Raw genomic sequence first — 25,845 nt, forward strand, 5'->3', positions numbered from 1 at the left:
TCCGGCAATCTCACCGGCTTACCAGCGCCGTTCGAACCGGCGGCGCAGCAGCACCGCGATGGCGTTCATGGTGATCAGGAACACCAGCAGGATGATGATACCGCCCCAGGCGCGTTCGTAAAAGGCCGGGTCGGCGCGTTTGGCCCATTCGTAGATCTGCGCGGGCATGGCCGAGTTCGGCGCCATCAGCCCTTCGGCGATACCGTCGGGCGGGTTCGAGGCGATGAAACCGACCATGCCGATCAGCAGCAGCGGCGCGGTTTCGCCCAATGCCTGTGCCAGCCCGATGATAGTGCCGGTTAGGATGCCGGGGGCGGCCAGCGGAAGAACATGGTGGAACACCGATTGCATCTTGCTGGCCCCTACCCCCAGCGCCGCATCTCGGATTGACGGCGGCACCGCCTTGAGCGCGGCGCGGGTCGAGATGATGATCGTCGGCAGGGTCATCAGGGTGAGCACCAGCCCGCCGACCAGCGGTGCCGAGCTCGGCAGGTGCATGTAGTTGATGAACACCGCGAGACCAAGGATGCCGAAGACGATCGAAGGCACCGCCGCGAGGTTGGAGATGTTGACCTCGATGATGTCGGTGATCCAGTTCTTCGGCGCGAATTCCTCCAGATAGATCGAGGCCGCGACGCCGATGGGCAGCGCCAGAGCCAGCACCACCAGCATCATGAACAGCGAGCCCAGCATGGCCACTCCCATGCCCGCCGCTTCGGGCCGTGCGTCGGACGCGTCGGCGCCGGTGATGAAGTCAAGGTTGAAACGCTTGTTCAGTGCGCCGTCGGCGATCAGCGCGTCAACGAGATCAAGCTGTTCGGCGCTGATGTTCTTGTCGTTGGCGATGCTGTCCCGGGTCACCCTTCCCTTGAGGTAACCATCCACGCGGCTGTTGGTCAGGAACTCGAATTCAATGGTTTGTCCAACGAGATCAGTGTTCTGCAAGACGAAGTCGCGCAGCTGCGCGGCAGCATCCTTGGACAGGATATCGGCCATCTGCTTGGGTTTCAGCCCGGTTTCGATCCCCGCTTTCTCGACCTTAGCTGCCAGCGCTGCGCTCATCAGCGGCGCATAGCCGAAGGTCGAGACCTTCTTGATATCCTCGATGTCGCGGTTGCCTTTCTTGTCGAGCTTGGCAGCGGAGAGCTCGACCGGCAGGGTCAGGAAGCTTTGCTGGAAGGCACCGGTGCCGCGCGACAGGATCGTGCCCAAGAGCACCAGCAGCATCAGCAGGCCAATACAGATGGCGAGGATGCCGTAAAGCTTGAACCGGCCTTCGGCGCGGTTGCGCTTTGCAGTACGCGCGTCCTGCACCAGCAGCGAGGCGCCACGCGGGTCGGCGATGGGCGCTGCCGGGTTGGGGATCTCACTCATTCGTATTGCTCCCGGTATTTGCGCACGATGATCAGAGCCAGCACGTTGAGCCCTAGCGTCAGCACGAAGAGGGTCAGCCCGAGCGCGAAGGCGACCAGCGTTTCGGGGCTGGCGAAATCGGTATCGCCGGTGAGCTGGCTGACGATGCGGGTGGTGATCGTGGTCATGGCCTCGAAAGGATTGGCGGAGATCCGGGCTATCGCCCCGGCGCCGAGCACCACGATCATGGTCTCGCCAATGGCGCGCGAAGCGGCCAACAGCACCGCGCCGACAATGCCGGGCAGCGCCGCGGGCAGCACTACCTGACGAATGGTTTCGGAATGGGTGGCGCCGAGGCCGTAGGATCCGTCGCGCAGGCTTTGTGGGACCGCGTTGATGATGTCATCGGACAGCGAGGAAACGAAAGGGATCAGCATGATCCCCATGACCAGCCCGGCGGTCAGGACCGATGTGGCGCCGCTCATCCAGTCAACGCCGAGCAGCCCCTGATCACCACGTCCGAACACCTTGACCAGAAACGGCCCGACGGTCAGCAGCGCGAAAAGACCGTAAACGATCGTCGGAATACCGGCGAGGATCTCCAGCAGCGGCTTGGCGATGCTTCGGATCCGGTTGTCGGCATATTCGCTCAGATAGATCGCCGCGAACAGCCCGATGGGCACGGCGACCAGCAGCGCGATCAGCGAGATATAGAGCGTGCCCCAGAGCAGCGGCATGATCGACAGGTCTGAATCGCCGCGGAAATTCGGTGCCCAATTGTTGCCGAGAAAGAAGTCCTGCCAAGGGTGCAGGCGGAAGAAATTCAGCGTTTCGAAAAGCATCGACAGGACGATGCCGATGGTGGTGAGGATCGCCAGCAGGGCTGCGAGGATCAGCAGCGCCTTGATGCCCCGTTCCACCATGTTGCGGGCGCGGAAATCCGCGGTACTGACGCGCAGGGACAGAACCAGTCCGGCCAGGGCCAGTGCCAGCACGACGAGAATGCGCCAGACATGGCCGGTGGCATCGAGGCTCCTATAAAGCTGCGCTCCTGCCAGCACCGGCGGGCTGAATTCGCCCCCGAGTGCCACGCCGAGATCGGCAAAGATGCGTTGCAGTTCCGGGGCGTCGGCACTGATCCCCTCGGCCTGCTGCCGGCTCAACATGTCTTCGGCCACCGCGAGGTCGAGCCCACTCGCCATCCGGCGCACGTCGCTCATCACCAGATTGACCGATGCGCCCTCGCCCACGGCGCTTGGCGGGATCGTGTCGAGCACCGAGGACTGGATCAGCATTGGCTGAAGCAACGACCAGAGCGCCAGCACCAGCAGCGCCGGGAGCAGGGTCGTCATCGCGGCATTGGTCCCGTAATAGCGCGGCAGCGAATGAAGTCTGCGTGCGTCGCCCCCGGCAGTTGCGAGCGCGCGGGACCGGGCCAGGAAATAACCTGCCCCGGCCAGCGCCAGCAGCAGGATCGCCAGACCGCCCCCGGTGATGCTGTTGAAGAAATCGCTCACGCTACCCCCGTCTGCCGGTCTCTCGCGCCCCGGCCCGCAAAGAAAAGCCGAAGGGCGCGTGGCACCCTCCGGCATCGTGGTTCAAGCTCAGGAACCGCCGTCCATCACCTTCTCGTCAGCCACGACGCTCTGGGTTTCGGCCAGTTCGGGGTCGGAGACGAGGCCATATTCGGCCAACGGTCCGTCCGGACCGGCAACTTCATCGGCGACGAAGAATTCGACGAATTCCTTGAGACCGGGGATCACGCCGATATGGGCCTTCTTGACGTAGAAGAACAGCGGCCGCGACACCGGGTAATCGCCCGCGGCGATGGTCTCGGTCGTGGGCTCGACACCGCCCATGGTCGCGACCTGCAGCTTGTCAGTGTTGTTCTCGTAAAACGCCAGACCGAAGACGCCGATCCCGTCCTTGTTGCTCTCGATCCGTGCCAGTGTTTCGGTGTAATCGCCGTCGATATCGACCGATTTACCGTCACCGCGCAGGGTGATGCAAGCCTTTTCCGCGGCCTTCTTCCTGGCCTTCTCATCGGCACCCTCTGCGGTTTCCATGAATTTTTCGAAATCGCCGGTCGCCTCGCAGCCCGCGAGGATCACGTTCTCCTCGAAGACTTCGCGCGTGCCGTGCTTGGTGCCGGGGATATAGGCCTGGATCGGCTGGTCGGGGAAATCCGGGTTCACGTCGGACCAGTTCTGATGGGGATTGGCGATCACCTCGCCATCCTTGACAATCTTGTCGGACAGGGCCGTGTACCAGTCGCTCGGGGCGAAGGCGAAGCTCTCGCCGTTGATGTCGGAGGCAAAGACGATGCCGTCATAACCGATACGCACTTCGATGATGTCACTCACGCCATTGGCGGCGCAGGCGGCGATCTCGTTTTCCTTGATCCGACGGCTGGCATTGGCCACGTCGATCGTATTTTCGCCAAGCCCTTCGCAGAACCGCTTCAACCCCGCCGAGGAACCGCCCGATTCCACGACCGGTGTCGGGAAGTCGAAATTCTCGCCAAAGGCTTCGGCGACGATGGAGGCATAGGGCAGCACGGTGGAGGACCCTGCGACCTGCACCTGATCGCGCGCGGCAGCGGCGGTGGCGGATACGGCGGCGATCGCCAGCGCGGATGTGGTGAGTTTTGCGAGTGACATGATGTCTCCTGTCAAATCCGGGTATTCAGGACCACCCCATGGTGGTCCGCCGCCCGTCTAGGCTGCCTGTGCTGAGCTTTTGTGACAGCGACGTTACAGTTTTATGACAAGATGCGACTTTTTGCGTTTCGGCGCGAAAATTCAGCTTTCCGGCGCAGTCAGCGGCAGGATCACCGTGAAGCGCGCACCCTGCCCCGGCGTGCTCGCGATCTTGAGCCGCCCGCGATGCCGGTTGAGAATATGTTTCACGATCGCAAGGCCAAGCCCGGTGCCGCCCATGGCGCGGCTGCGATGGCTGTCGGCGCGGTAAAACCGCTCGGTCAGGCGCGGCAGGTGCCTTGCTTCGATGCCGGGTCCATGATCGATCACCGTGACCCGCACGGCCGGGCCGCGCAGCGCCGCATCGCGCAGGCTGGTCTCGACAAGGAGATCGACCGTCTTGCCGCTGCCGCCATATTTGATCGCGTTTTCCACCAGATTGTTAAAGACCTGCTGGAGCTGGTCCGCATCGCCATAGAGCTGAAGCGCCTCGCTGCCGCAGTCGCATTTCAGGGTCACATCGCTGTCACCGGCCAATCTCTCGAGATTGCGCAGAGTCGCGCCCAACACCGCGCGCAGGTCGATATTGCTGGTCGGGCGGACCCGCTCGTCAACCTCGACCCGGCTCAGCGACAAGAGCTCCCCGACCAGCCGGTTCATCCGCTCGGCCTCGCCCGCCATGATGCCGAGGAACCGCTCCCGCGCCCCGGCGTCATCCCGGGCCGGGCCGCGCAGGGTCTCGATGAATCCCATCAGGGCAGTCAGCGGCGTGCGTAGCTCATGGCTGACATTGGCCACGAAATCCCGGCGCATCTGTCCGGCCTGTTCGAGAGAGGTCACGTCATGAAAGCTGAGCAGCAGAAGGTCGCTGCCCTTTATGACGCGCAGACTGACCTCGTAGGTCGCGTCGCTGCCGCCCTGCTGGCTGAGGTAGGAGGCCATGCGCGGCGCACCGTCGAGCCGACATTGCTCCACCGCTTCGACAAGCGCGGGCTGGCGCAGCACGTTGATATAGTGCCGCCCCGTCGCGCCCTGCCCCAGCAACGTTGTCGCAGCTGCGTTCAGCGCCGCGATATGATCATTACGGTCGATCGCCAGCGCCGCCAGGGGCAGCGCGTCAAGCAGATCGGCCAGCGGCAACGCCTCGCTCACCGCTCAGAGCGGGGTGAGATCGTTGCGAAAGCGCAGGGCGTTACGCTGATAATTCTCGGCACTGGCGGTCAGCGCCGCGATTGCCGCCGCGTCGAGCGTGCGCACGACCTTGCCCGGCGCGCCCATCACCAGCGAACCGTCAGGAATTTCCTTGTTCTCGGTAATCAGCGCTCCGGCCCCGATCAGGCAGTTCCGGCCAATTTTCGCGCCGTTGAGCACCGTCGCACCCATGCCGATCAGCGAATTCTCCCCGATCGTGCAGCCATGCAGCATCACCTTGTGACCGATGGTGCAATTGCGCCCGATGCTGAGCGGATAGCCCATGTCGGTATGCAGGACACAATTCTCCTGTACGTTGCTTCCCGCGCCGACGAGGATCAGCTCGTTATCGCCCCGCAGGGTGGATCCGAACCAGACCGAGGCACCTGTTTCCAGCGTCACCTTGCCAATGATATTGGCATCCGGCGCCACCCAGGCGTCAGGATCGATCGTCGGTCTTGCGTCTCCAAGGGCGTAAAGTGTCATGCCATATCCTCGAATTCAGATTGAAGTTTACGCACGTGCTCGTTGAGCCAAGGCTGCTGGATGCGGCGCAGGCGGGTCGCCTCCACGATGGTCTTCAGCCGCGCCTCGGTCTGGTCGAGATTGTCATTGACCAGGACATAATCATAGCCGCCCCAATGGCTGATCTCGTCCCAGCTCTTCTCCATCCGCCGTCCGATCACCTCGGTACTGTCGAGATTGCGTTTCTCAAGCCGCGCGCGCAGTTCTCGGATCGAGGGCGGCAACAGGAAGATCGACAACGTATGCTGGCCAAGTGCGGAATTGGTGATCTGCTGCGCGCCCTGCCAGTCGATGTCGAACAGCACATCGCGCCCGGCTTCAATCGCCGCCTCGACGGGGCCGCGCGGTGAGCCGTAGAAATTGCCGAAGACATGCGCATGTTCGAGCATCTCGTCGCGCGCGACCTGCTCCTTGAACGTCTTTTCGTTCATGAAATGGTAATCGACCCCGTCCGTCTCGCCTTCGCGTTTCTGCCGTGTCGTGGCGGAGACCGAGAAAGCCAGATCCCGGTCCCATTGGCGCAGCCGCGCCGCGAGGGTCGATTTGCCCGCGCCGGAGGGCGAGCTGAGGATGATCAAAAGACCACGGCGATTATCACTCATGCCGGTTTACTCCACATTCTGTACCTGTTCGCGCATCTGGTCGATCACCGCCTTCAGCGCCAGTCCGATCCGTGTCAGCCCGCTGCTCTGCGCCTTGGCACAGAGCGTGTTGGCCTCGCGGTTGAATTCCTGCATGAGGAAGTCGAGCTTGCGCCCGACAGCGCCGCCCTGCGCGATCAGCTCACGCGCGGCGGCGACATGCGCCGCGAGACGGTCAATCTCCTCTGTGACATCCGTCTTGACCGCGATCAATGCAAGTTCCTGCGTCAGACGGGTCTCGTCGAGCCCGTCGGCATTGTCGAGCAGGAGCGCCAGATTGCGGCGCAGGCTGGCCTTCATCTCCGCGCGCCGCTCCTCTGCCGCCTCCCCGGCCTCTGCGACCAGAGCTTCGATCTCGTCGAGTCTGCCAAGCAGCAACTGCTCCAGCGCGGCGCCTTCGCGGGCGCGCATGTGATCGAAATCGGTCAGTACCGGTACGAAATCGGACAGCAATGCCCGCGCAAGCGCCGCGTTGTCCTCTTCCCGGCTGGCCTGTTCGAGCACCCCGCGCTGGAAGAGGATGTCGCTTGCCTTGGACGGCGCGAGCGAGAGACCGGCGTCCATGGCGCGTCGCTCGATCTCGTGCATCGCGGCGAGCAGATTGTCGAGCTGGGCGATATTGACGCCGAGCGCCGCGCTGTCGTCTTCCCTTGCGAGGCGCAGATTGCAGGTGATGTTGCCGCGCGTCGCTGTCGCGCCGATCTGCTTGCGCAGTCCGGCTTCGAGCCCTTCGATCCAGTCCGGCACCCGCAGCCTCAGATCGAGACCCTTGCCATTGACCGCGCGCAATTCCCAGCTCCAGCTGAACGGTTCCCAGACACCGCTGCCGGAAGCATAGCCTGTCATCGACCTGATCATCGCGCATGTCCCTTCTGCCGGAAGATGGCCCTGCCTTACGTGCAAACCCCGCCTCGGGGCAACCCCCGCCGGGGCGCGATGCCTGTCAACCAGTTAACCAGTCAGCGCGATAGCCCGCCAATTGTCTCAAAGCTGAGATATTAATCCCGGGGTAAGATTCATGAAGATTCGACCCCCTGCCGCGTCTTTCCCGTCGCGGCAAGCCGCATCGGCGAAGGTGCGGAGCGGCCGAAACAGCAGAGGACGCGGATCGATGGACAAGCCGGGCGGGATTTCGCAAAATGTCATCAGCATGACACAGTTTCAGCCAGAGACCGGCTTCACCGCGCTTGCCCAGATCGAAGCCTATTGGGAGGCCCTGCGCGGCGATCGGCTCATGCCCAGACGTTCGGAGATCGACCCGCGCGGGATCGAGGCGGCGCTCGAACATGCGTTCATCGTCGAGCGGATCGCCCCCGGCGTCGCCCGGATCAGGATCGCGGGCAGCCATCTGGGCGAGCTGATGGGCATGGAGGTGCGGGGCATGCCGCTGACGGCCTTTTGCCGGGCCGGTTCACGGCGCATGCTCGGCGATCTGCTGGAGGAGGTTTTCCAGCGTCCGGCCATCTGCCAGCTGCAGCTCGTGACACGTGAAGAGGTGCAGGCACCGGAGGCGCGGATGGTCCTGCTGCCGCTGGAAAGTGATCTTGGCGATGTGAGTCGCATCATCGGCGGGCTGGTCTCGCGCGAGATCCCGTCGGAACCGCCGCAGCGTTTCGATATCCGCGATCATGCAATCCGCCCGATTCTACCGACGCCGCGCAGCTATCCCGTGCCCGCGCCGCTCGCGACGCCGCCCCCGCCTGCACCGGTGCCCCTGCCCGGCTTCGCCGCGCCGCCCCAGACCCCGTATCGGGGCCGCGAACGCGCGAGCCGTCCGCCCTATCTGCGGCTGGTCAAATCCGACGAATGAGCTGTCGGTGCCGGAATGTCGGATCGAAATTGCGAGACGCCGCCCCCTGAACCCGGGGCGGCGTCTTGACCTTGCACTTGCGACGCAGCGACGGTGGCCAGGATCAGCCCGCCTTGGCGGCCTGATTGCCGCGCCGTGCCGAAAGCTCCTCTGCCACGAGGAACGCAAGCTCCAGCGACTGGTTGGCATTGAGCCGCGGGTCGCAGGCGGTGTGGTAGCGGTCCGACAGATCCTCGAAGCTCACTTCGCGCAGACCGCCGGTGCATTCGGTCACGTCCTGGCCGGTCATCTCGAAATGCACACCACCGGGCACCGTGCCTTCGGCGGCATGAACGGCGAAGAATTCGCGTACTTCACGCAGCACCGAGTCGAAGGGCCGGGTCTTGTAACCGTTGCTGGCCTTGATCGTGTTGCCGTGCATGGCGTCACAGGTCCAGACCACGTTCGCGCCCTCTTCCTCAACGGTCTTGATCAGACGCGGCAGATGGTCGCCCACAGCCCCGGCGCCGAAGCGGGCGATCAGCGTCAGGCGACCGGCCTCGTTGTCGGGGTTCAGCGTCGCCATGAGGCGCTTGAGATCGTCGCTGGTCATCGACGGGCCGCATTTGAGACCGATCGGGTTCTGTACGCCGCGGGCAAATTCGACATGGGCGCCATCGGGCTGACGGGTGCGGTCGCCGATCCAGATCATGTGACCGGAGCCTGCCAGCCATTTGCCGGTCTGGCTTTCCTGACGGCACAGCGCCTCTTCATATTCCAGCAGCAACGCCTCGTGGCTGGTATAGAATTCCACCGACTGTAGTGTATGGGCGGTTTCCGAGGTCACGCCGGCGGCGGCCATGAAATCCAGCGTGTCGGAGATCCGGTTGGCGATCTCGCGGTATTTCTCAGCCTTCTCGCCGTCGGTGAACCCGAGTGTCCAGCGGTGCACCTCATGGACATCGGCATAGCCGCCCGTCGAGAAGGCGCGGATCAGGTTCAGGGTTGCGGCCGCCTGGGTATAGGCACGCAGCATCTTGGCCGGATCGGGAATCCGGGCGGCCTCGGTGAACTCGAGCTCGTTGATGATGTCACCCCGATAGCTCGGCAACTCGACGCCATCCACCGTCTCGGTGGCTGCGGAGCGTGGTTTGGCAAACTGGCCGGCCATGCGACCAAGCTTGATCACCGGCACCTTGGCGCCGTGGGTCAGCACGATCGCCATCTGCAGCATGACCTTGAACGTATCGCGGATCATGTCGGAGCTGAATTGCTCGAAGCTCTCGGCGCAATCCCCGCCCTGCAACAAGAACGCCTCGCCACGGCTGGCGGCGCCGAGATGCTGTTTCAGTCGGCGTGCCTCACCGGCAAACACCAGAACCGGATAGCGCGAGAGCTGGCCTTCAACGGCGTGCAGGGCTTCCTGATCCGGATAATCCGGCATCTGGATCCGCGGTTTGCTGCGCCAGCTTGATTTGGTCCATTCGCTCATCGTCTCTCTCCGCATTGGGGGCGCCACGCATGGCGCGATCCTGCCCCATCCTATACAAAAGCAGGCGACAAGTGACCAGAACGGAAATGCGCCCTCTTGACCTGAGAGAAAGGCCGTGAGCAAGGTCAATTGCAATATATGTCGGAACTGTCGCTTCCGGCACAGAAACGACCAATAGAAAGTTGCCGCGATGTCAGAACCGCGCCCGGCTACCCGTATTCCGCCCGAAACCGGCAAGCCACGTCGTTACGTATTCGTCTTACTCGAAAATTTTACGTTGCTGAGCTTTGCTTCGGCGGTGGAATGTCTGCGCATCGCTAACCGCATGGCGGGACGCGAAGCCTATTGCTGGCGGGTCGTCGGCGAGGGCGGCGACACGATCACCAGTTCGGCGGGCGCCGAGTTCCGGCTCGACGGCGATCTTGAGGATCTGTCGCGCGACGATACGCTGCTGATTTGCGGCGGCATCGATGTGCATAACGCCACGACCAAGAAGGTGCTCTCCTGGCTGCGCCGCGAGGCGCGCAAGGGCATGGTGCTCGGCGGGCTCTGCACCGCCGCCTTCACCCTGGCACGCGCTGGTTTGCTCGAAGGCAAGAAGGCCACGGTTCATTGGGAGAACCAGGACAGTTTCTCCGAGGAATTTCCGGATGTTGACCTGACCAAATCGGTTTTTGTGGTCGATGGTCAGCGCATGACGACCGCCGGGGGCACGTCCTCGATTGACCTGATGCTGAAGCTCATCGCCGATCACGAGGGCGAGGATCTTGCCAATGCGGTGGCCGACCAGCTGATCTATTCGTCGATCCGCACCGACCAGGACACCCAACGCCTGTCTGTGCCGACGCGCATCGGCGTGCGGCATCCGAAGTTGAGCCAGGTCATCCAGATGATGGAAGGCAATATCGAAGAGCCGATCAGCCCGTCGATCCTTGCCAAGGATGTCGGCATGTCGACCCGTCAGCTCGAACGGCTGTTCCGGCGCTATCTCAACCGCTCGCCCAAGCGCTACTACATGGAGCTGCGATTGCAAAAGGCCCGCAACCTGCTGATGCAGACCGACATGAGCGTGATCAACGTCGCGCTGGCCTGTGGCTTCGCCTCACCGTCGCATTTCTCCAAATGCTACCGCGCGCATTATGACACCACGCCGTATCGCGAGCGCGGCAGCCATGCGGCGCGGCTGTCGATCTGACCCCGATCAGGACGCCGGTACGATCCGGTAGACCGTTCCATGGGTTTCCGAGATGAACCAGATCGCCCCGTCAGGCGCCTGCACGATGTCCCGCACCCGTTCGGTCTCGGGCGATTTGATCTGCGCGACCTCCTTCAACGGGTCGCCCGACAGCCGCGAGATATAGTCGAACTTGAGCGCGCCGACGAAGATGTCGCCGTGCCAGTCGGGAAACAGCGCACCGTCATAGACCAGCAGCCCCGAAGGCGCGATCGACGGGTCCCAGTAATGTTTCGGCTGTTCCATGCCGGGCTTGCTTGTGCCTTCGCCGATCTTCTTGCCCGAGTAATGCCGTCCGTAGGAGATCACCGGCCAGCCATAATTGGCGCCGCGGCGGATCCTGTTGACCTCGTCACCGCCGCGCGCGCCATGTTCTGAGACCCAGAGATCGCCCGCCCGGTCGAGCCCTGCGCCCTGCGGGTTCCGGTGACCATAGGACCAGATCTCCGGCAGGGCCCCGGGCATGTCGATAAACGGGTTATCTCGCGGGATGCTGCCGTCGCGATTGACGCGGATGATGCTGCCGTTGTGGCGGGAGAGATCCTGCGCGGCGGGGCGGTCGCCGCGTTCGCCGAGGGTGACGAAAAGCCTGCCATCGCGCGCCTCGACCACACGGGAGCCGAAATGCTGTCCGCCGGAATTGCCTGGCTTCATCTCGAATATCTCACGCAGATCCTCCAGCCTGCTGCCATCGCGCGATAACCGCGCCACCGCCAATGTCGTGCCGCTGCCTCCGTCGTGCTGGGTCTTGGCATAGGTAAGAAACAGATCGCGGGTCTCCGCGAAATCGCGGGCCAAGGTGACGTCCAACAAGCCCCCCTGCCCGGCACTGGCCACTTTCGGCAGACCCTGCACTGCTATCCGCTGATCGCCCTTTACATGCAGCAGCCGACCGGCTTTCTCCGTGACGAGCGCCCCGCCCTGCGGCAGAGGTGCGACCGCCCAGGGCATGTTGAGCCCCGTGATCACCGGTTCAATGGGCGGCGTCGGCTGCGCGGCTGGCGTTCCCGCCGTATGGGTATAAATACCAAGAAACAGGACTATCGCGGTAAATTCTCGCAAGAAACGCATGAGCTGGCTCCGGTTGTGAAACAGGATTGCACCAACAATAGTGTCGCGGCGTGGCATTTCGACCTCGCTTCGCGAAACCGTGAGCTTTGCTGCGCAACAAGCAGAAAATCATGCTTTTCTTTTGGCGGAACCCCGCCTAGCTTCCTTGACGAACATTATGTTCCAATGAGGGAGTTACACATGAAAAAGATGCTCATGGCCACGACGGCCGCGGCACTTCTCGCGACCAATGCCTGGGCCGAGAGCCATGCCGGGGACGTCAAGATCGGCATCAGCTTCGGGTTCACCGGACCGATTGAATCTCTGGCCGGCAACATGGCCAACGGCGCCGAAATGGCGATTAACGAAGTCAGCGAAAGCGGCAAGCTGCTCGATGGCGCCAAGGTCACGGCCACGCGCGCCGATACTGGCTGCATCGACAACGGTCTCGCGGTCTCGGGCGCCGAGCGCCTGATCTCGGAAGGCGTGAACGGCATCGTCGGGGGCGATTGCTCGGGCGTGACCGGCGCGATCCTGCAGAACGTCGCGGTGCCCAACGGCATGGTGCTGATCTCCCCCTCCGCGACCTCGCCGGGGCTGAGCACGATGGAGGACAACGGGCTGTTCTTCCGCACGTCGCCCTCGGATGCCCGTGAAGGCGAAGTCATGGCCGAGATCCTCAAGGAACGCGGCATCGAATCCATCGCCCTGACCTATACCAACAACGATTTCGGCAAGGGCCTGTCCGACGCCATCTCCTCGAGCTTCGAGAAGGTCGGCGGCGAAGTCACCATCGTGGCAGCGCATGAAGACGGCAAGGCGGATTACTCGGCAGAAGTCGGTGCGCTTGCCTCGGCCGGCGGTGATATCCTGGTGGTTGCGGGCTATCTCGATCAGGGCGGTGCCGGGATCATCAAGGCGGCGCTGGATTCCGGTGCCTTTGATACTTTCGGCCTGCCCAATGGCATGGTCGGTGATGCGCTTCCCAAGAACATCGGTCCCGATCTCGACGGTTCCTTTGGCCAGATCGCCGGTTCCGAAGGACCGGGCATCGAGGCGTTCAAGAAGATGGCCGAGGAAGTGGGCTTTGACGGCACGTCTTCCTATGCGCCTGAATCCTATGACGCGGCGGCGCTGTTCCTGCTGGCCATGCAGGCGGCCGGTTCCAGCGATCCGGCGGAATATGTCGGGAAGATCACCGAAGTAGCCAATGCGCCCGGCGAGAAGATCTATCCCGGCGAGCTGGCCAAGGCGCTCGATCTCCTCAAGGAAGGCACCGATATCGATTATGTCGGCGCTTCCTCGGTGGAGCTGATCGGCCCCGGTGAATCCGCCGGTACCTACCGGATCATCGAGGTTCAGGACGGCGAAATCGCGACACTCGGCTTCAAGTAAGGTTTGCTGACCTGTTTCTGGCGCGATAGGAAGGAGCAGCCCGGTCAAGCCGGGCTGCTCCTGCATTGACTGCAGGCAAATAAGAAAAGTCCCCGCAGCTGACGGGGTTACAGGGATGAGAATATGATCGTCGTTGACGATGTACATAAACACTTCGGTGGGTTCCACGCCGTTGACGGCGCAAGCCTGTCGATTGCCAAGGGTTCGATCACCGGGCTGATCGGTCCGAACGGCGCCGGAAAGACGACGCTTTTCAACGTGATCGCCGGGGTTCTTAAACCGACTTCGGGCCGGGTCACCATGGATGGCGAGGACATCACCGGCCTGCCGCCGCATGAGCTGTTCCACAAGGGACTGCTGCGCACCTTCCAGATCGCCCATGAATTTTCATCGATGTCCTGCCGCGAGAACCTGATGATGGTGCCGGGCGGACAATCGGGCGAGACGCTGTGGAACACCTGGTTCGGGCGCAAGCGCATTGCCGATCAGGAACGCGCGCTGCGGGCCAAGGCCGACGAGGTGCTGGAGTTCCTCACCATCGAACATCTGGCCGAGCAGAAGGCCGGGCAGATTTCCGGCGGTCAGAAGAAATTGCTGGAACTCGGCCGCACGATGATGGTCGATGCAAAGATCGTTTTTCTCGACGAGGTCGGCGCCGGGGTGAACCGGACGTTGCTGAACACCATCGGCGACGCGATCATCCGGCTCAACAGGGAGCGCGGCTATACCTTCGTGGTCATCGAGCATGACATGGATTTTATCGGCCGGCTTTGCGACCCGGTGATCTGCATGGCCGAGGGTCATGTGCTCGCCGAGGGGACGCTGGCCGAGATCAAGGCCAACGAGCAGGTGATCGAGGCCTATCTGGGCACCGGGCTGAAGAACAAGGCACAGGTGGGCGCGTGATTTCAGTCGAGGAGCGGCGCGGCGGGGCCGCACGCGTTTTCGGGATCCTTGGGGCTCTGCCCCAAACCCCGGAGTATTTCGGGCATAAAGAAGCGAAGGAGCGGCTGCATGGGCAGTGATCCCTATGGCGACCGGGGCAACAAGGACCGCTCGATCGCCAATCCCAAGGGCATGGGCAGCGCCCGTCCGGTGAAACAGGGCGGCAAGGCGCATCCCGCGCCGGGCGGCGCCTTTCTCGTCGGCGAGGCAATGACCGGCGGATATGGCAAGGGGCCGGATATCCTGCATGATTGCACCATTGCCGTCGATCAGGGCGAAATCGCGGTGATCGTCGGGCCCAACGGCGCGGGAAAGTCGACGGCAATGAAGGCGGTGTTCGGGATGCTCGATCTGCGCCAGGGCCATGTGCGGCTCGATGGCGAGGATATCACCGCGCTGAGCCCGCAGGACCGGGTAGCGCGCGGCATGGGTTTCGTGCCCCAGACGAGCAATATCTTCACCTCGATGTCGGTCGAGGAAAATCTCGAGATGGGCGCGTTCATCCGGCGCGACGATTTCCGCGATACCATGGCGCAGGTCTATGACCTGTTCCCGATCCTCAAGGAAAAGCGCCATCAGGCGGCCGGGGAACTGAGTGGCGGGCAGCGTCAGCAGGTGGCGGTGGGCCGGGCGCTGATGACCCAGCCGAAGGTGCTGATGCTCGATGAACCGACGGCCGGGGTCTCTCCGATCGTGATGGATGAGCTTTTTGACCGGATCATCGAGGTCGCCCGCACCGGGATCCCGATCCTGATGGTCGAGCAGAATGCCCGTCAGGCGCTGGAGATCGCCGACAAGGGTTATGTTCTGGTGCAGGGCGCCAATGCCTATACCGGGACCGGCAAGGAATTGCTGGCCGATCCGGATGTGCGTAAATCTTTCCTCGGGGGCTGAGCCATGGAATTTCTCAACGCCCTGGTGGCGGTTTCGAACTACGTTCTGATCCCCGGGATTGCCTATGGCAGCCAGCTGGCGCTCGGTGCGCTGGGGGTGACGCTGGTCTATGGCATCCTGCGGTTCTCCAATTTCGCCCATGGTGACACGATGGCACTCGGCACCATGGCGACGGTGCTGATGACCTGGCTGTTCCAGTCGATGGGTATCGGCTTCGGCGTGTTGCCGACGGCACTGCTGGCCCTGCCCTTCGGCATCGCCTTCGCGATGGCGCTGACGCTAGGCACCGACCGGCTGGTCTATCGCTTCTACCGTGAGCAGAAGGCCAAGCCGGTGATCCTGGTGATTGTCTCGCTCGGGGTGACTTTCATCTACAATGGCATCACCCGGTTCATCATCGGCACCGATGACCGCAACTTCTTCGACGGGGAACGCTTCATCATCTCGGCGCGCGATTTCAAGAAGATGACCGGGCTCGACGAAGGGCTGGCGATCAAGACCACGCAAGGGATCACGGTGATCACCGCGATTGTCGTCGTGGCGCTGCTGTTCTGGTTCCTCAACAGGACCCGGTCGGGCAAGTCGATGCGGGCCTATTCGGACAACGAGGATCTGGCGCTGCTGTCGGGCATCAATCCGGAGCGTGTGGTGATGATCACCTGGCTCATCGTCGCGGCGCTGGCGACCGTGGCCGGGGTGCTCTACGGGCTCGACAAGACCTTCAAGCCCTTCACCTATTTCCAGTTGCTGCTGCCGATCTTTGCCGCGGCCATCGTCGGCGGTCTCGGCAATCCGATCGGCGCCATTGCCGGGGGCTTCGTCATCGCCTTCAGCGAGGTGACCATTACCTATGCCTGGAAAAAGGTGCTGGGCTATCTGATGCCGGAGAGCATCGAGCCGAGCTCGCTGGTGCAATTGATGAGTACCGATTACAAATTCGCGGTCAGTTTCGTCATTCTGCTGATCGTGCTGCTCTTCAAGCCTACGGGCCTTTTCAAAGGACAGACAGCATGAGCGTTCCGATGAAAAACACGCTGCTCTTCGTTCTGGTCGTGGCGATGATCCTTTATGTCGGTGTTTCCAGCTCCTGGAACTCGGCGCTCCTGATCGTGGCGATGGGGCTGATCTCCTCGATCATGGCGCTCGGGGTGAACCTGCAATGGGGGTTTGCCGGTCTGTTCAACGTCGGGATCATGGGGTTCGTTGCGCTCGGCGGCCTGGCCGCGGTGCTGATCGGCATGCCGGTGACGCCCGGGGCCTGGCAGGCGGGCGGTTTCGGGATCGTGGCGGCATTGCTGCTCGGGGCCGGGACGATCCTCGTGGCATCGCTGCTGATGAAGCGGATGGCCCGGGGCTGGCGGCGCAACCTGGTGATGCTGGCGCTGCTGGTGCTCGGGTTCATCCTTTTCCGTGCCCTGCTCGACCCGTCGGTCTCGGCGGTGGAGGCAATCGATCCGGCGCGCACCGGCTATCTTGGCGGGCTCGGCCTGCCGGTGATCCTGGCCTGGCCCGTCGGCGGGCTGCTGGCGGCGGGCGCGGCCTGGCTGATCGGCAAGACCGCGCTCGGGCTGCGCTCGGATTACCTCGCGATTGCGACGCTGGGGATTGCCGAGATCATCATCGCGGTGCTGAAGAACGAGGATTGGCTGACCCGCGGAGTGAAGAACGTCGTCGGCGTGCCGCGCCCCGTGCCCTACGAGATCGACCTGCAGAACAGCCCCGGCTTCGTCGAACGCGCCGCGGCGTTCGGCTTCGATCCGGTGGAAGGCTCGACACTCTGGGTCAAGTTTCTCTATGTGCTGCTCTTTGCGGCGGTGCTGCTGTTGCTGCTCTGGCTGAGCCAGCGGGCGCTGAACAGCCCCTGGGGGCGGATGCTGCGCGCGATCCGCGACAATGAGGTGGCCGCCGAAGCCATGGGCAAGGATGTCACCGCACGGCACCTGCAGGTCTTTGTTCTGGGTTCCGCGATCTGCGGCATTGCCGGGGCGATGATGACCACGATGGACGGGCAGCTGACCCCGGGCACCTATCAGCCGCTGCGCTTCACTTTCCTGATCTGGGTCATGGTGATCGTCGGCGGATCGGGCAATAATTTCGGCGCCGTGCTCGGCGGCTTCCTGATCTGGTTCCTGTGGGTGCAGGTCGAGCCGATGGGCCTGTGGCTGATGAACCTTATCACCTATGGCATGGCCGAAGGCTCAGCGCTGAAGGCCCATCTGATCGAAAGTGCCGCGCATATGCGGCTGCTGACCATGGGGCTCGTGTTGCTGCTGGTGCTGCGGTTCAGCCCCCGGGGCCTGATCCCGGAAAAATAATGCCAAGAATGTGGATCAACTGAACAGGGCGCGGTGCGAAAAAGGCATCGCGCCCTTTTTCATCGCCCCCTGAAAAGACTGCCGAGAATGCCACGGACAATGCGCCGCCCGGTGGTGCCCTTGAGCTCCTTGATCACCACGTCGGCGATGGCACCGCCGATCCCTTCCTCCACCTTGCCCCTCCCGGCGGAGGAACGCTCCACGCGCCTGCCGGAATAGCGCCGCGCCTTGTTGAATTCCCGTTCCTCCGCTTCGGCCGCTTGAGCCTGCCGCTCGGCCTGTTCCGCGTCGGCCGCCGCCTGGGCGGCACGCGCGCGCAACATTTCGAAGGCGGAGTCCCGGTCCAGCCTCGCGTCATATTTTCCCGCCATCCGCGAATTGGCCATCAATACCGCGCGTTCGCTCTCCTTGATCGGGCCGAGCTGCGAGGATGGCGGGCGGATGAGCGTGCGTTCGACCATCCCCGGCACACCCTTGCGCTGCAGCAACGAGGTGACGGCCTCCCCGACACCGACTTCGCGGATCGCCTCTTCGGTATCGAAACGCGGGTTCTCGCGATAGGTCTGCGCCGCCTGGCGCAGCTCCCGGCGGTCCTTGCCGGTAAAGGCGCGCAGCGCGTGCTGGATGCGGTTGCCGAGCTGTCCGAGAATATCCTCGGGCACATCGGCCGGGTTCTGGGTGATGAAATAGACGCCGACGCCTTTCGAGCGGATGAGGCGCGCGACCTGTTCGACCTTGTCGAGCAGCGCCTTGGGTGCATCGTCAAACAGCAGATGCGCCTCGTCGAAGAAGAACACCAGCTTCGGCTTCTCCGGATCACCGACCTCCGGCAATTCCTCGAACAATTCGCTCAGCAGCCAGAGCAGGAAGGTGGCATAGAGCTTGGGCGCCGCCATCAACCTGTCGGCGGCGAGGATATTGATCATGCCGCGCCCCTCGCTGTCGTTGCGCATCAGATCGCGGAGCGCCAGCGCCGGTTCCCCGAAGAATTGCGCCGCGCCCTGGTTTTCCAGCACCAGCAGGCGGCGCTGAATCGCCCCGACCGAGGCTGGAGAGATATTGCCATAGCGCAGACCGAGATCGCGGGCATTTTCCCCGACCCAGACCAGGAGCGCCTGCAGATCTTTCAAGTCAAGCAAAGGCAGGCCGTCTTCATCCGCCACCCGGAAGGCGATGTTGAGAATGCCTTCCTGGGCCTCGCTGAGCCCGAGAAGCTGCGCCAGCAACAGAGGTCCCATCTCCGAAACGGTGGCCCGCATCGGATGGCCATGTTCGCCGTAAAGGTCCCAGAAAGTGACCGGAAAGGCTTGGTAGGAATAATCCTCGAAGCCGATCTTTGCGGCCCGTTCAGCGAAAGCCCCGTGCAGCTTGTGCCCGGCGCTGCCGCTGAGCGCGAGGCCGGAGAGATCTCCTTTGACATCGGAGAGGAACACCGGCACCCCGGCGGCGGAGAAGCCTTCGGCGAGAATCTGCAGTGTTACGCTCTTGCCCGTGCCGGTGGCCCCGGCGACGAGCCCGTGCCGGTTTGCATAACCGAGATCGAGAGATTGCGGAATGGCATGGCCCTCGCCACCGCCGCCGATGAAAATTCCCTTGTCCACTCGATTTCTCCCTGCAAAGTCAACGGCCCGCCGCGCGTATCCCCGAGCATACTAATTTAACCTCTGCAGGGCATAGTCTATTCGTTCTGCCCCACATGTCCTTGGAGGCCGGGCATATCCTCCCTGTCAGACTGGCCGCGCCGCCTCGGCGCGGTCCTTTTTCTTCGGGGCGTCAAAAGAGGGCAAAAGGTCGCATTTTCCCTGTTGACCGCTTGTTGGCGCTCTTCTAACGTGACCGCAATAAGTCGGCCCAGTCCGACGGGGAGAGAGATGCAAAAAGAGGGCGCCGTGGGTGCCCTCTTTTTCGTTTGCCCCGGATAGCATCCGAAATCATTCACATATTGCCGGGCAACGGCGGGTTTTTGCCTTTGATTCAAGTAAATCGCCGCGATCCCCACTGACATCGGTGGGCCCGCATGTTAGGGGGCGATAACGCAACAAACGTGGATTTATCATGAGCAAGTTTTTGACGTCCCTGCCGCTCTGTGCCGCTCTGGCCCTGATGGCACCGGCCGGGGCCTACGCGCAGACCGACACATCCAGCAGCGAAGAAGCCAGCCCGTCCGATGCCGAGGTGAGCACGACCGAGGACAACGGCACGACCGAGGATAGCAGCACCACCGAGGATAGCAGCACGACCGAGGATAGCAGCACGACCGAGGATAGCAGCACGACCGGCAACACCGGCGCCTCGGCTGACGAAGTCGAAAACCAGCTGAGCCTCGGGGAGGACGCCGACAAGGACCCGCAGCTCGGCAAACCCTATACCAAGGAAGAGATCGGCGCCTGGGAAATGCGCTGCATCAAGACCGAGGAAGAGGTCGACCCGTGCCAGATGTACCAGCTGCTCGATGACGGCGAAGGCAATCCGGTCGCCGAATTCTCGCTCTTCCGCCTCCCCGGTTCGGGCAAGGCAGAGGCGGGGGCGACCATCGTCGTGCCGCTCGAGACCGCCCTGCCCCAGCAGCTCACCGTCTCCGTCGACGGCGGCAAGGCGCGCCGTTACCCCTATGCCTTCTGCAATCCGGTCGGCTGCTACGTGCGGCTCGGCCTGACCAAGGAAGACGTCGCCGTCTTCAAACGCGGCAAGAAGGCCATGATCACCATCGTACCGGCACTGGCGCCGGATCAGAAGGTCGAACTCGGCCTGTCGCTCGACGGTTTCACCGCCAGCTATGACAAGGTCTCGGTAATCCAGCAGTAACTGCGTTGCACTACCGCTTGTAGCAAAGCCCGCCGGTCGCGCCCGGCGGGCTTTTTCGCACCATCCGGCGGTGCGATCTTCTTTATGCGCGCAATACTCCGGGGTTTGGGGCAGAGCCCCAATTCACCGCCCCTGTCGCAACCTTCAATCGCCGTTGTTGAGCAAGTTCAGCGCCATGGCCTTCTGCACCGCATGGGCCGTGGTCTGCGCGTTCAAGGCCTCGCGCGCCATGCGCAGATGTTTCTCGATCGTCACGGAACGCACCCCCATGATCGTCGCGATATCCTGCATGGTCTTGCCCTGGCTGCACCATTGCAGCGCCTCGCGCTGGCGGCTGGTGAGGGGGCGGCGCGGATCGGTCTGAGGCAGCGAGGCGACGCGCAGATGCAATAACTGGCAGAGGATCTCGATATCCTTGCCATGCCGTGCCCAGAGCCTGTCTGCTTCGGGCTGGTGTAGCCCGCGCGCCGGGCTCATGCCGATGATGCCCCGCATGCCGGGCACCAGCCCCTTGAGCGAACCGACATAGCCTGAACAAATACCGAAATCGGCATTGAGCTTGAGGATCCGCTTGTGGGTCAGGGTATCGATCGGCCCGAGCGCCGCGATGGCATCGGGCCAGCTGGCAAAGCCGGAATTCTGCGACGCCCAGGCATAGGCGGGTGAACCGCGATAGAGCTCGCTGCCAAGATATTGATCAAGATATTCCTGCGGTCCCAGGTGCAGCAACAGGGCATCGTTGATGTCCTCGACAAGGCACCCGCCCGGCATCCGGATGCCGCAATAGAGGATCTTGTCGAAACCGAAAGCCACCAATGCCGTAGAAAAGCTGCGCCAGACCGCATTGATATCCCTTGCCGCCAGCACATCGATAATCGCATCGCGAAGCGCCGGAGCCTGCCGTTCGATATTCATCGCCCGATCACTTGCTTCTCCCCAATTGACCTCAGTGTCCCTGCATCGGGATATTCAGGCAAGAGAAAAGAAAATTGCTATTCCGCCCCGGCGCCCTTGAAACCGCTGGCCACGACGAATTTTTCCGAGGAATCCGCCCTGCTTGCCGGTGGTTTGATATTCGCGACCTTGGTGAAACGCTGTTTCAGCAATTTCTGAAGATCCCCCTCGGCACCGCCCGCCAGAACCTTGGCAACGAAGGTGCCGCCCTCTTCCAGCACATCGAAGGCGAAAAAGGCGGCCGCCTCGCAGAGCGCGATGATTCGCAGATGATCGGTCTGTTTATGCCCAGAGGACGCGGCGGCCATGTCCGACATCACCACATCGGCCTTGCCGCCGAGCCATTCCTTGACCTTGAGATCGGCATCGTCCTCCATGAAGTCAAGCTGATGCAATTCGCATCCGGCGATGGGCTCCATCTCCTGCAGATCGACGCCGAGGATCGTCCCCACCGCCTTGCCGGACTTTTCGCCGAGCACGTTGCAGCGTTTGACCGCGACCTGGCACCAGCCGCCCGGCGCGGCGCCGAGGTCAACGACACGGGCGCCGGGCACAAGGAAGCGATACTTGTCGTCGAGCTCCATGATCTTATAGGCCGCGCGACCCCGATAACCTTCGGCGCGGGCGCGCTTCACATAGGGGTCATTCAGTTGCCTCTGCAGCCAGCGCGTCGAGCTGAGCTTGCGGCCGCGGGCCGATTTCACCTTCACTTTCAACTCGCGCTGACCGCGTCCAGAAGTGTTCTTGCCGTCCGGTGTCTTGGCCATCAAAAGGCCCCCTCTTCCAATACGCCATCGGCGCTCATCTGCGCATATAGCAGGCCTTCGCGCAGACCGCGATCCGCAACTGACAGCCGATCGGTCGGCCAGCAGCGCATCAGCGCCTGCAGGATCGCCGCGCCCGACATGATCAGCGCCTGCCGATCCTGACCGATGCGCGGATCCGCACGCCGCCCCCCCGGCCCCATTGCCAGGTAGGAATGAATCACCTTGTCGATCTGCGCGGAGGTCATGCGCAGCCCGTCGACCTTGGTGCGGTCATACCTCTTGAGCCCGAGATGGCTCGCCGCGACGGTCGTCACGGTCCCCGAGGTGCCGACGATCTGGAACCGCTCCTGCGGCTGAACCGATTGATAGGGCGTAAATTCGGTCAGGTTCTCCTCGAAGAACCAGGACATCAGCGCGAAACGCGCCGCGTCATCCTCCACGTCGGAAAACTGATCGCGCAGTGTCGCCACGCCCAGCGGAACCGAGATCCAATCCACCACCTTGGCGGCCGGAATATCCGAGACCGCCTGTTTGAAACCGCCATGCAGCCGCATGATCGACTGCGCACGATCGGCGCCCGGCACGTGTTTGATGTCGATCCACACCAACTCGGTCGATCCGCCGCCGATATCGACCACCAGCAGGTTCTCGGTCTTGCGACTGACCAGCGGTGCGCAGGAGATCACCGCGAGCTGCGCCTCTTCCTCTGGTTTGATGATATCAAGCTTCAGTCCGGTCTCGCGTTGAATGCGGGCCATGAACTCGGCCCCGTTGAGCGCGCGACGGCAGGCTTCGGTGGCGACGAGCCGCATGCGGCGTACCTTGTTACGCCGCAGCTTTTGCTGGCAGATCCGCAATGCCTGAATGGTGCGCGCCATCGATCCGCGCGAGAGCCGCCCGGTTTTCTCGAGCCCCGACCCGAGCTGGACGGATTTCGAGAAGGAATCGACCACATGAAAACCGCTGCCCTTGGGCTGAGCGATCAACATGCGGCAGCTATTGGTACCCAGATCAAGGGCCGCGTATAGGTCTGACGATCCGGGCGGTACTGGCGCGGGGCTCAGAGCCGGTATTCTGTCGAGCGCGCCCGCACCTGTGGGACGCTTTGGCGCCATGGGTCGCGCCTTTCATATCGAGTTGCCTCCAAAGTAATGCCTGGAAGGGACCTCTGCAAGCGCCAACGACGGGCTCGGCGGCCCTGCGCGCGCCGCCAGTCGGGCTGACCTGACGTCATTTATAGGGCACTCGCACGCTCAGGGCGGCCCGTGGACCGCCCTCGCTGCCGTTCAAGAAAGGTCGAAAAATACTAGCTGGGCATGACCTCGGGTTCCGGCGCCGCCGGTTCCAGCGGCACCACCGCGCGTCGGTAGAGATGCCAGGTGGCGTGACCGAGCACCGGCAGAACGATGATCATGCCGATGAAAAATGTCACCGCGCCGATCCCCAGCATGACGACCACGACCAGACCCCAGAGCGCGACCGTGCCGGGATTGCGCTTGGTCAACTCCATGGAGGTCACGACCGCATGGGGCACACCGACATGGCGGTCGATCAGCAGCGGGAAGGACACCACGCTGGTTGCCAGCACCAGGGCTGCGAAGAAGAAGCCGACAATCACCCCGATGATCAGCATCGCCCAGCCTGCGCCGGTCGTGAAGATATCGGAGATGAAGCCCGAAATCGAGCTCGGCGCCTCCGGTCCCAAGGTCAGATAGTAGATATAATAGGCGCTGATCATCCAGGCGACGAACATTGCGAAGAGATAGAAGCCAAGCACCAGCACCGGCGCGAAAGCCGGGCTGTTGATCACCGCAAAACCATCACCGAGACTCGTTTCCATCCCCAACTCCCGACGCCGACTCATCTCGTAGAGCCCGATCGCCGCGACCGGTCCGAGCAGCGCGAAGCCCGAGATCAGCGGGAAGGCCAAGGGCAGCAGATTGGTGTTGAGAGCGAACCAGACCAGCAGCAGACCGAGCACCGGATAGATCAGCACGATGAAGATCACGTCGGTGCGCAGAGCGGTGAAATCTTCCATCCCCTTGCGCAGGGCCAGCTTGACGTCATCGGCCGTCAAATCCCTGATCTGCACGACGGCGCCGTGTTCGCCGCCAAGCTCGCTGGTCCCGACCCCGACACGATGCGCGCCCCGGCCAAAGGCCGCGGCCGTCCAGGACAGCGGATTTCCGATAGTACGAACCATATTGATTTTCCTCACTGCAAGCATGTGTTGGGATCGTTTGCGATCCGGAGCCGTAACGGCAGACAGGCAACGAATGATTTCGATCCTACCATAATAACAAGGATTTGTCGCGCATTCTGACGGAGCATCGATTGATGGTTGCGCAGGCCGCCCGGCAGGGCATTGCGGCGGCGCGCAGAGATCAGTGGCGGGGTCGGACCCCCGATCATCCGGTCTCCGGCGACGATTTTGATCCTTCGACGTCGCACATCGCGCGCTACTTGTCGAAATCAGCCTTCGGAGAAGTTACGCTTTCGCTTAGAGAGGGCAAAGGACGCAGGGCGCAGGGAGGTGGAGATGCCAGAAGTCACAATCGTCTATTGGCGCGATATTCCGGCACAGGTGATCGTCGGCAAGGGGCGGCGCGGCTCAAAGCGACCGTTGCCCGAGCGCTTTGAACAGGCCATCGACCGCGCCGCGATGAAGGTCAACGCGCGCGATAGCGACGCCTATCTGGCGGAATGGCGCAAGGCCGACCCCGTCGAGGTCGCGGGCGAGCCCGAGGCCGTGGCCGATGCCGAGGTCACTCGCCTCGATACCGAATACGACAACGACCGCCTTAAGACCCTGATTGCCAACGACGGCTGGGCCTGAGCCCTCCATGTTCAAGGATAACATCATGTCCCTGTTAAACTTCCGCCGCAAGGAAGCCCCTGCCCCGCAGCAGCCCAACGCCGAGGTCGAGGCCTTCTTGCAGGATTACTCGATCGAGGTGATGCCGCGCACCGCCGAGAAGGTGGAGAATTTCCGCGATCTGCTGCCCGAGGGCACCCGCGTCTATATCGCCCATATCGAAGGCACCCCGATCGAGGACATGGTCGCCACCGCCGCACGCCTCAATGCCGATGGCTTCAAGGTCATGCCGCATTTCCCGGCCCGGATCATCAAGGACCGCGCGACGCTGGAAAACTGGATCGCCATGTATCAGGGCGAGGCGGATGTGAAACAGGCGCTGCTGCTGGCCGGCGGCGTGACCGATCCGCATGGAGATTTCTCCGATTCCATGCAGTTGATGGAAACCGGTTTGTTCGACAAACACGGTTTCGAGCGCCTGCACGTCGCCGGGCACCCCGAAGGCAACCGCGACATCGATCTCGACGGCACGCGTCTCAAGGTTGACAGCGCCTTGAAGTGGAAACAGGGCTTTTCCGAGCGCACGGATGCGAAAATGGCCATTGCCACGCAATTCGCCTTCGAGGCCGGGCCGATCATCGAATGGGCCGACAGTCTCAAACACGCGGGCATCGACCTGCCGATCCACATCGGCATCGCCGGTCCGGCGAAGCTGCAGACGCTGATCAAATTCGCCATCGCCTGCGGTGTCGGCCCCTCGCTCAAGGTGTTGCAGAAACGCGCCATGGACGTGACCAAACTGCTGCTGCCCTATGAGCCGACCGACGTCGTTGCCGAACTGGCCGCGCACAGGGCTGCGAACCCCGATTTCAACATCACCCATGTGCATTTCTTCCCGCTCGGCGGGATCAAGACCAATGCGCAATGGGCCATCGACAACGGTGGCCGCGCGACCACCCCTGCAAACGTTTCCTGAAGGAC

General features: G+C 62.8%; 24 protein-coding genes. 10 read left to right on the forward strand and 14 right to left on the reverse strand.

The features are described 5' to 3' along the window. Positions 1-18: 18 nt before the first annotated feature. From pstA to ACFSUD_RS06610, 7 genes are all read right to left on the reverse strand, one after another. Positions 19-1,374, reverse strand: a complete 1,356-nt coding sequence (gene pstA / locus ACFSUD_RS06580) for a phosphate ABC transporter permease PstA (protein ID WP_386372657.1) — start codon at positions 1,372-1,374, stop codon at positions 19-21. Next, positions 1,371-2,870 (reverse strand): phosphate ABC transporter permease subunit PstC, encoded by a 1,500-nt coding sequence (pstC, locus tag ACFSUD_RS06585; RefSeq protein WP_386372659.1) that lies wholly within the window; start codon positions 2,868-2,870, stop codon positions 1,371-1,373. The genes pstA and pstC overlap by 4 nt, the downstream gene beginning before the upstream one ends. Before the next feature lie 87 nt (positions 2,871-2,957). Next, entirely contained in the window at positions 2,958-4,013 is a 1,056-nt protein-coding gene (locus tag ACFSUD_RS06590; RefSeq protein WP_386372661.1) for a substrate-binding domain-containing protein, read from the reverse strand. A gap of 141 nt (positions 4,014-4,154) precedes the next feature. Next, on the reverse strand, positions 4,155-5,204 hold the full coding sequence (locus ACFSUD_RS06595; protein ID WP_386372663.1) for a sensor histidine kinase: 1,050 nt from the start codon (positions 5,202-5,204) through the stop codon (positions 4,155-4,157). Positions 5,205-5,207: 3 nt separating this feature from the next. Continuing rightward, the gene (locus ACFSUD_RS06600; RefSeq protein ID WP_386372665.1) at positions 5,208-5,729 is read right to left on the reverse strand and encodes a gamma carbonic anhydrase family protein; all 522 of its coding nucleotides are present in this window, start codon (positions 5,727-5,729) and stop codon (positions 5,208-5,210) included. Further along, the gene (gene gmk, locus ACFSUD_RS06605) at positions 5,726-6,370 is read right to left on the reverse strand and encodes a guanylate kinase (RefSeq protein WP_386372667.1); all 645 of its coding nucleotides are present in this window, start codon (positions 6,368-6,370) and stop codon (positions 5,726-5,728) included. The genes ACFSUD_RS06600 and gmk overlap by 4 nt, the downstream gene beginning before the upstream one ends. A gap of 6 nt (positions 6,371-6,376) precedes the next feature. After that, positions 6,377-7,267 carry a YicC/YloC family endoribonuclease gene (locus ACFSUD_RS06610; RefSeq protein ID WP_386372669.1) on the reverse strand — a complete coding sequence of 297 codons (891 nt, stop codon included), beginning with the start codon at positions 7,265-7,267 and terminating at the stop codon, positions 6,377-6,379. A gap of 292 nt (positions 7,268-7,559) precedes the next feature. On the opposite strand from ACFSUD_RS06610, the gene ACFSUD_RS06615 reads away from it, so the two are divergent. Further along, positions 7,560-8,219 carry a PAS domain-containing protein gene (locus ACFSUD_RS06615; RefSeq protein WP_386372671.1) on the forward strand — a complete coding sequence of 220 codons (660 nt, stop codon included), beginning with the start codon at positions 7,560-7,562 and terminating at the stop codon, positions 8,217-8,219. 103 nt (positions 8,220-8,322) lie between these two features. Here ACFSUD_RS06615 and ACFSUD_RS06620 read toward each other — a convergent pair whose 3' ends face one another. Then, entirely contained in the window at positions 8,323-9,690 is a 1,368-nt protein-coding gene (locus ACFSUD_RS06620) for a class II 3-deoxy-7-phosphoheptulonate synthase (protein WP_386372673.1), read from the reverse strand. Positions 9,691-9,880: 190 nt separating this feature from the next. On the opposite strand from ACFSUD_RS06620, the gene ACFSUD_RS06625 reads away from it, so the two are divergent. Continuing rightward, positions 9,881-10,885: a GlxA family transcriptional regulator gene (locus ACFSUD_RS06625; RefSeq protein ID WP_386372675.1), complete on the forward strand. Its 1,005-nt coding sequence runs from the start codon at positions 9,881-9,883 to the stop codon at positions 10,883-10,885. 6 nt (positions 10,886-10,891) lie between these two features. Here ACFSUD_RS06625 and ACFSUD_RS06630 read toward each other — a convergent pair whose 3' ends face one another. Further along, a complete protein-coding gene (locus ACFSUD_RS06630) occupies positions 10,892-11,995 on the reverse strand; it encodes a PQQ-dependent sugar dehydrogenase (RefSeq protein ID WP_386372677.1) in 1,104 nt (367 codons plus the stop codon). A gap of 180 nt (positions 11,996-12,175) precedes the next feature. Here ACFSUD_RS06630 and ACFSUD_RS06635 point away from each other — a divergent pair, with 180 nt between their 5' ends. From ACFSUD_RS06635 to ACFSUD_RS06655, 5 genes are all read left to right on the forward strand, one after another. Further along, positions 12,176-13,369 carry an ABC transporter substrate-binding protein gene (locus tag ACFSUD_RS06635; RefSeq protein ID WP_386372679.1) on the forward strand — a complete coding sequence of 398 codons (1,194 nt, stop codon included), beginning with the start codon at positions 12,176-12,178 and terminating at the stop codon, positions 13,367-13,369. Positions 13,370-13,492: 123 nt separating this feature from the next. Further along, positions 13,493-14,275, forward strand: a complete 783-nt coding sequence (locus ACFSUD_RS06640) for an ABC transporter ATP-binding protein (protein ID WP_386372681.1) — start codon at positions 13,493-13,495, stop codon at positions 14,273-14,275. 108 nt (positions 14,276-14,383) lie between these two features. Then, positions 14,384-15,208, forward strand: a complete 825-nt coding sequence (locus tag ACFSUD_RS06645) for an ABC transporter ATP-binding protein (protein WP_386372683.1) — start codon at positions 14,384-14,386, stop codon at positions 15,206-15,208. 3 nt (positions 15,209-15,211) lie between these two features. Continuing rightward, on the forward strand, positions 15,212-16,222 hold the full coding sequence (locus ACFSUD_RS06650) for a branched-chain amino acid ABC transporter permease (protein WP_386372685.1): 1,011 nt from the start codon (positions 15,212-15,214) through the stop codon (positions 16,220-16,222). After that, positions 16,219-17,523: an ABC transporter permease subunit gene (locus ACFSUD_RS06655; protein WP_386372687.1), complete on the forward strand. Its 1,305-nt coding sequence runs from the start codon at positions 16,219-16,221 to the stop codon at positions 17,521-17,523. The genes ACFSUD_RS06650 and ACFSUD_RS06655 overlap by 4 nt, the downstream gene beginning before the upstream one ends. A gap of 59 nt (positions 17,524-17,582) precedes the next feature. Here ACFSUD_RS06655 and ACFSUD_RS06660 read toward each other — a convergent pair whose 3' ends face one another. Beyond that, positions 17,583-19,124 (reverse strand): helicase HerA-like domain-containing protein, encoded by a 1,542-nt coding sequence (locus tag ACFSUD_RS06660; RefSeq protein ID WP_386372689.1) that lies wholly within the window; start codon positions 19,122-19,124, stop codon positions 17,583-17,585. Positions 19,125-19,578: 454 nt separating this feature from the next. Here ACFSUD_RS06660 and ACFSUD_RS06665 point away from each other — a divergent pair, with 454 nt between their 5' ends. Next, positions 19,579-20,328 (forward strand): invasion associated locus B family protein, encoded by a 750-nt coding sequence (locus ACFSUD_RS06665; protein ID WP_386372691.1) that lies wholly within the window; start codon positions 19,579-19,581, stop codon positions 20,326-20,328. A 144-nt stretch (positions 20,329-20,472) separates the two neighbouring features. On the opposite strand, the gene ACFSUD_RS06670 is transcribed toward ACFSUD_RS06665, so the two are convergent. The 4 genes from ACFSUD_RS06670 to ACFSUD_RS06685 all read right to left on the reverse strand — a co-directional run bounded on the left by ACFSUD_RS06670 (position 20,473) and on the right by ACFSUD_RS06685 (position 24,252). Next, positions 20,473-21,243 (reverse strand): helix-turn-helix transcriptional regulator, encoded by a 771-nt coding sequence (locus ACFSUD_RS06670; RefSeq protein ID WP_386372693.1) that lies wholly within the window; start codon positions 21,241-21,243, stop codon positions 20,473-20,475. Positions 21,244-21,320: 77 nt separating this feature from the next. Next, positions 21,321-22,049 (reverse strand): RlmE family RNA methyltransferase, encoded by a 729-nt coding sequence (locus ACFSUD_RS06675; protein WP_386372695.1) that lies wholly within the window; start codon positions 22,047-22,049, stop codon positions 21,321-21,323. Then, positions 22,049-23,164, reverse strand: coding sequence for a Ppx/GppA phosphatase family protein (locus tag ACFSUD_RS06680; RefSeq protein WP_386372697.1), 1,116 nt, complete (start codon positions 23,162-23,164; stop codon positions 22,049-22,051). Before ACFSUD_RS06680 ends, ACFSUD_RS06675 begins: the two co-directional genes overlap by 1 nt. A gap of 191 nt (positions 23,165-23,355) precedes the next feature. Continuing rightward, positions 23,356-24,252: a DUF2189 domain-containing protein gene (locus ACFSUD_RS06685; protein WP_386372699.1), complete on the reverse strand. Its 897-nt coding sequence runs from the start codon at positions 24,250-24,252 to the stop codon at positions 23,356-23,358. 336 nt (positions 24,253-24,588) lie between these two features. On the opposite strand from ACFSUD_RS06685, the gene ACFSUD_RS06690 reads away from it, so the two are divergent. Together ACFSUD_RS06690 and ACFSUD_RS06695 are read left to right on the forward strand one after the other, a co-directional pair. Next, positions 24,589-24,885, forward strand: a complete 297-nt coding sequence (locus tag ACFSUD_RS06690; protein WP_386372701.1) for a virulence factor — start codon at positions 24,589-24,591, stop codon at positions 24,883-24,885. 25 nt (positions 24,886-24,910) lie between these two features. Beyond that, positions 24,911-25,840, forward strand: a complete 930-nt coding sequence (locus tag ACFSUD_RS06695; RefSeq protein WP_386372703.1) for a methylenetetrahydrofolate reductase — start codon at positions 24,911-24,913, stop codon at positions 25,838-25,840. Positions 25,841-25,845: the final 5 nt, after the last annotated feature.

The organism is Sulfitobacter aestuarii (genome assembly GCF_042685005.1).
Lineage (GTDB): Bacteria > Pseudomonadota > Alphaproteobacteria > Rhodobacterales > Rhodobacteraceae > Sulfitobacter > Sulfitobacter aestuarii.

Excerpts from the sequence above, each read along its gene's own strand:
- pstA (WP_386372657.1), bottom strand. The coding sequence starts at position 1,374 with ATGAGTGAGATCCCCAACCCGGCAGCGCCCATCGCCGACCCGCGTGGC.
- ACFSUD_RS06590 (WP_386372661.1), bottom strand. The coding sequence starts at position 4,013 with ATGTCACTCGCAAAACTCACCACATCCGCGCTGGCGATCGCCGCCGTA.
- ACFSUD_RS06600 (WP_386372665.1), bottom strand. The coding sequence starts at position 5,729 with ATGACACTTTACGCCCTTGGAGACGCAAGACCGACGATCGATCCTGAC.
- gmk (WP_386372667.1), bottom strand. The coding sequence starts at position 6,370 with ATGAGTGATAATCGCCGTGGTCTTTTGATCATCCTCAGCTCGCCCTCC.
- ACFSUD_RS06610 (WP_386372669.1), bottom strand. The coding sequence starts at position 7,267 with ATGATCAGGTCGATGACAGGCTATGCTTCCGGCAGCGGTGTCTGGGAA.
- ACFSUD_RS06615 (WP_386372671.1), top strand. The coding sequence starts at position 7,560 with ATGACACAGTTTCAGCCAGAGACCGGCTTCACCGCGCTTGCCCAGATC.
- ACFSUD_RS06620 (WP_386372673.1), bottom strand. The coding sequence starts at position 9,690 with ATGAGCGAATGGACCAAATCAAGCTGGCGCAGCAAACCGCGGATCCAG.
- ACFSUD_RS06625 (WP_386372675.1), top strand. The coding sequence starts at position 9,881 with ATGTCAGAACCGCGCCCGGCTACCCGTATTCCGCCCGAAACCGGCAAG.
- ACFSUD_RS06630 (WP_386372677.1), bottom strand. The coding sequence starts at position 11,995 with ATGCGTTTCTTGCGAGAATTTACCGCGATAGTCCTGTTTCTTGGTATT.
- ACFSUD_RS06635 (WP_386372679.1), top strand. The coding sequence starts at position 12,176 with ATGAAAAAGATGCTCATGGCCACGACGGCCGCGGCACTTCTCGCGACC.
- ACFSUD_RS06640 (WP_386372681.1), top strand. The coding sequence starts at position 13,493 with ATGATCGTCGTTGACGATGTACATAAACACTTCGGTGGGTTCCACGCC.
- ACFSUD_RS06645 (WP_386372683.1), top strand. The coding sequence starts at position 14,384 with ATGGGCAGTGATCCCTATGGCGACCGGGGCAACAAGGACCGCTCGATC.
- ACFSUD_RS06650 (WP_386372685.1), top strand. The coding sequence starts at position 15,212 with ATGGAATTTCTCAACGCCCTGGTGGCGGTTTCGAACTACGTTCTGATC.
- ACFSUD_RS06655 (WP_386372687.1), top strand. The coding sequence starts at position 16,219 with ATGAGCGTTCCGATGAAAAACACGCTGCTCTTCGTTCTGGTCGTGGCG.
- ACFSUD_RS06665 (WP_386372691.1), top strand. The coding sequence starts at position 19,579 with ATGAGCAAGTTTTTGACGTCCCTGCCGCTCTGTGCCGCTCTGGCCCTG.
- ACFSUD_RS06670 (WP_386372693.1), bottom strand. The coding sequence starts at position 21,243 with ATGAATATCGAACGGCAGGCTCCGGCGCTTCGCGATGCGATTATCGAT.
- ACFSUD_RS06675 (WP_386372695.1), bottom strand. The coding sequence starts at position 22,049 with ATGGCCAAGACACCGGACGGCAAGAACACTTCTGGACGCGGTCAGCGC.
- ACFSUD_RS06680 (WP_386372697.1), bottom strand. The coding sequence starts at position 23,164 with ATGGCGCCAAAGCGTCCCACAGGTGCGGGCGCGCTCGACAGAATACCG.
- ACFSUD_RS06685 (WP_386372699.1), bottom strand. The coding sequence starts at position 24,252 with ATGGTTCGTACTATCGGAAATCCGCTGTCCTGGACGGCCGCGGCCTTT.
- ACFSUD_RS06690 (WP_386372701.1), top strand. The coding sequence starts at position 24,589 with ATGCCAGAAGTCACAATCGTCTATTGGCGCGATATTCCGGCACAGGTG.
- ACFSUD_RS06695 (WP_386372703.1), top strand. The coding sequence starts at position 24,911 with ATGTCCCTGTTAAACTTCCGCCGCAAGGAAGCCCCTGCCCCGCAGCAG.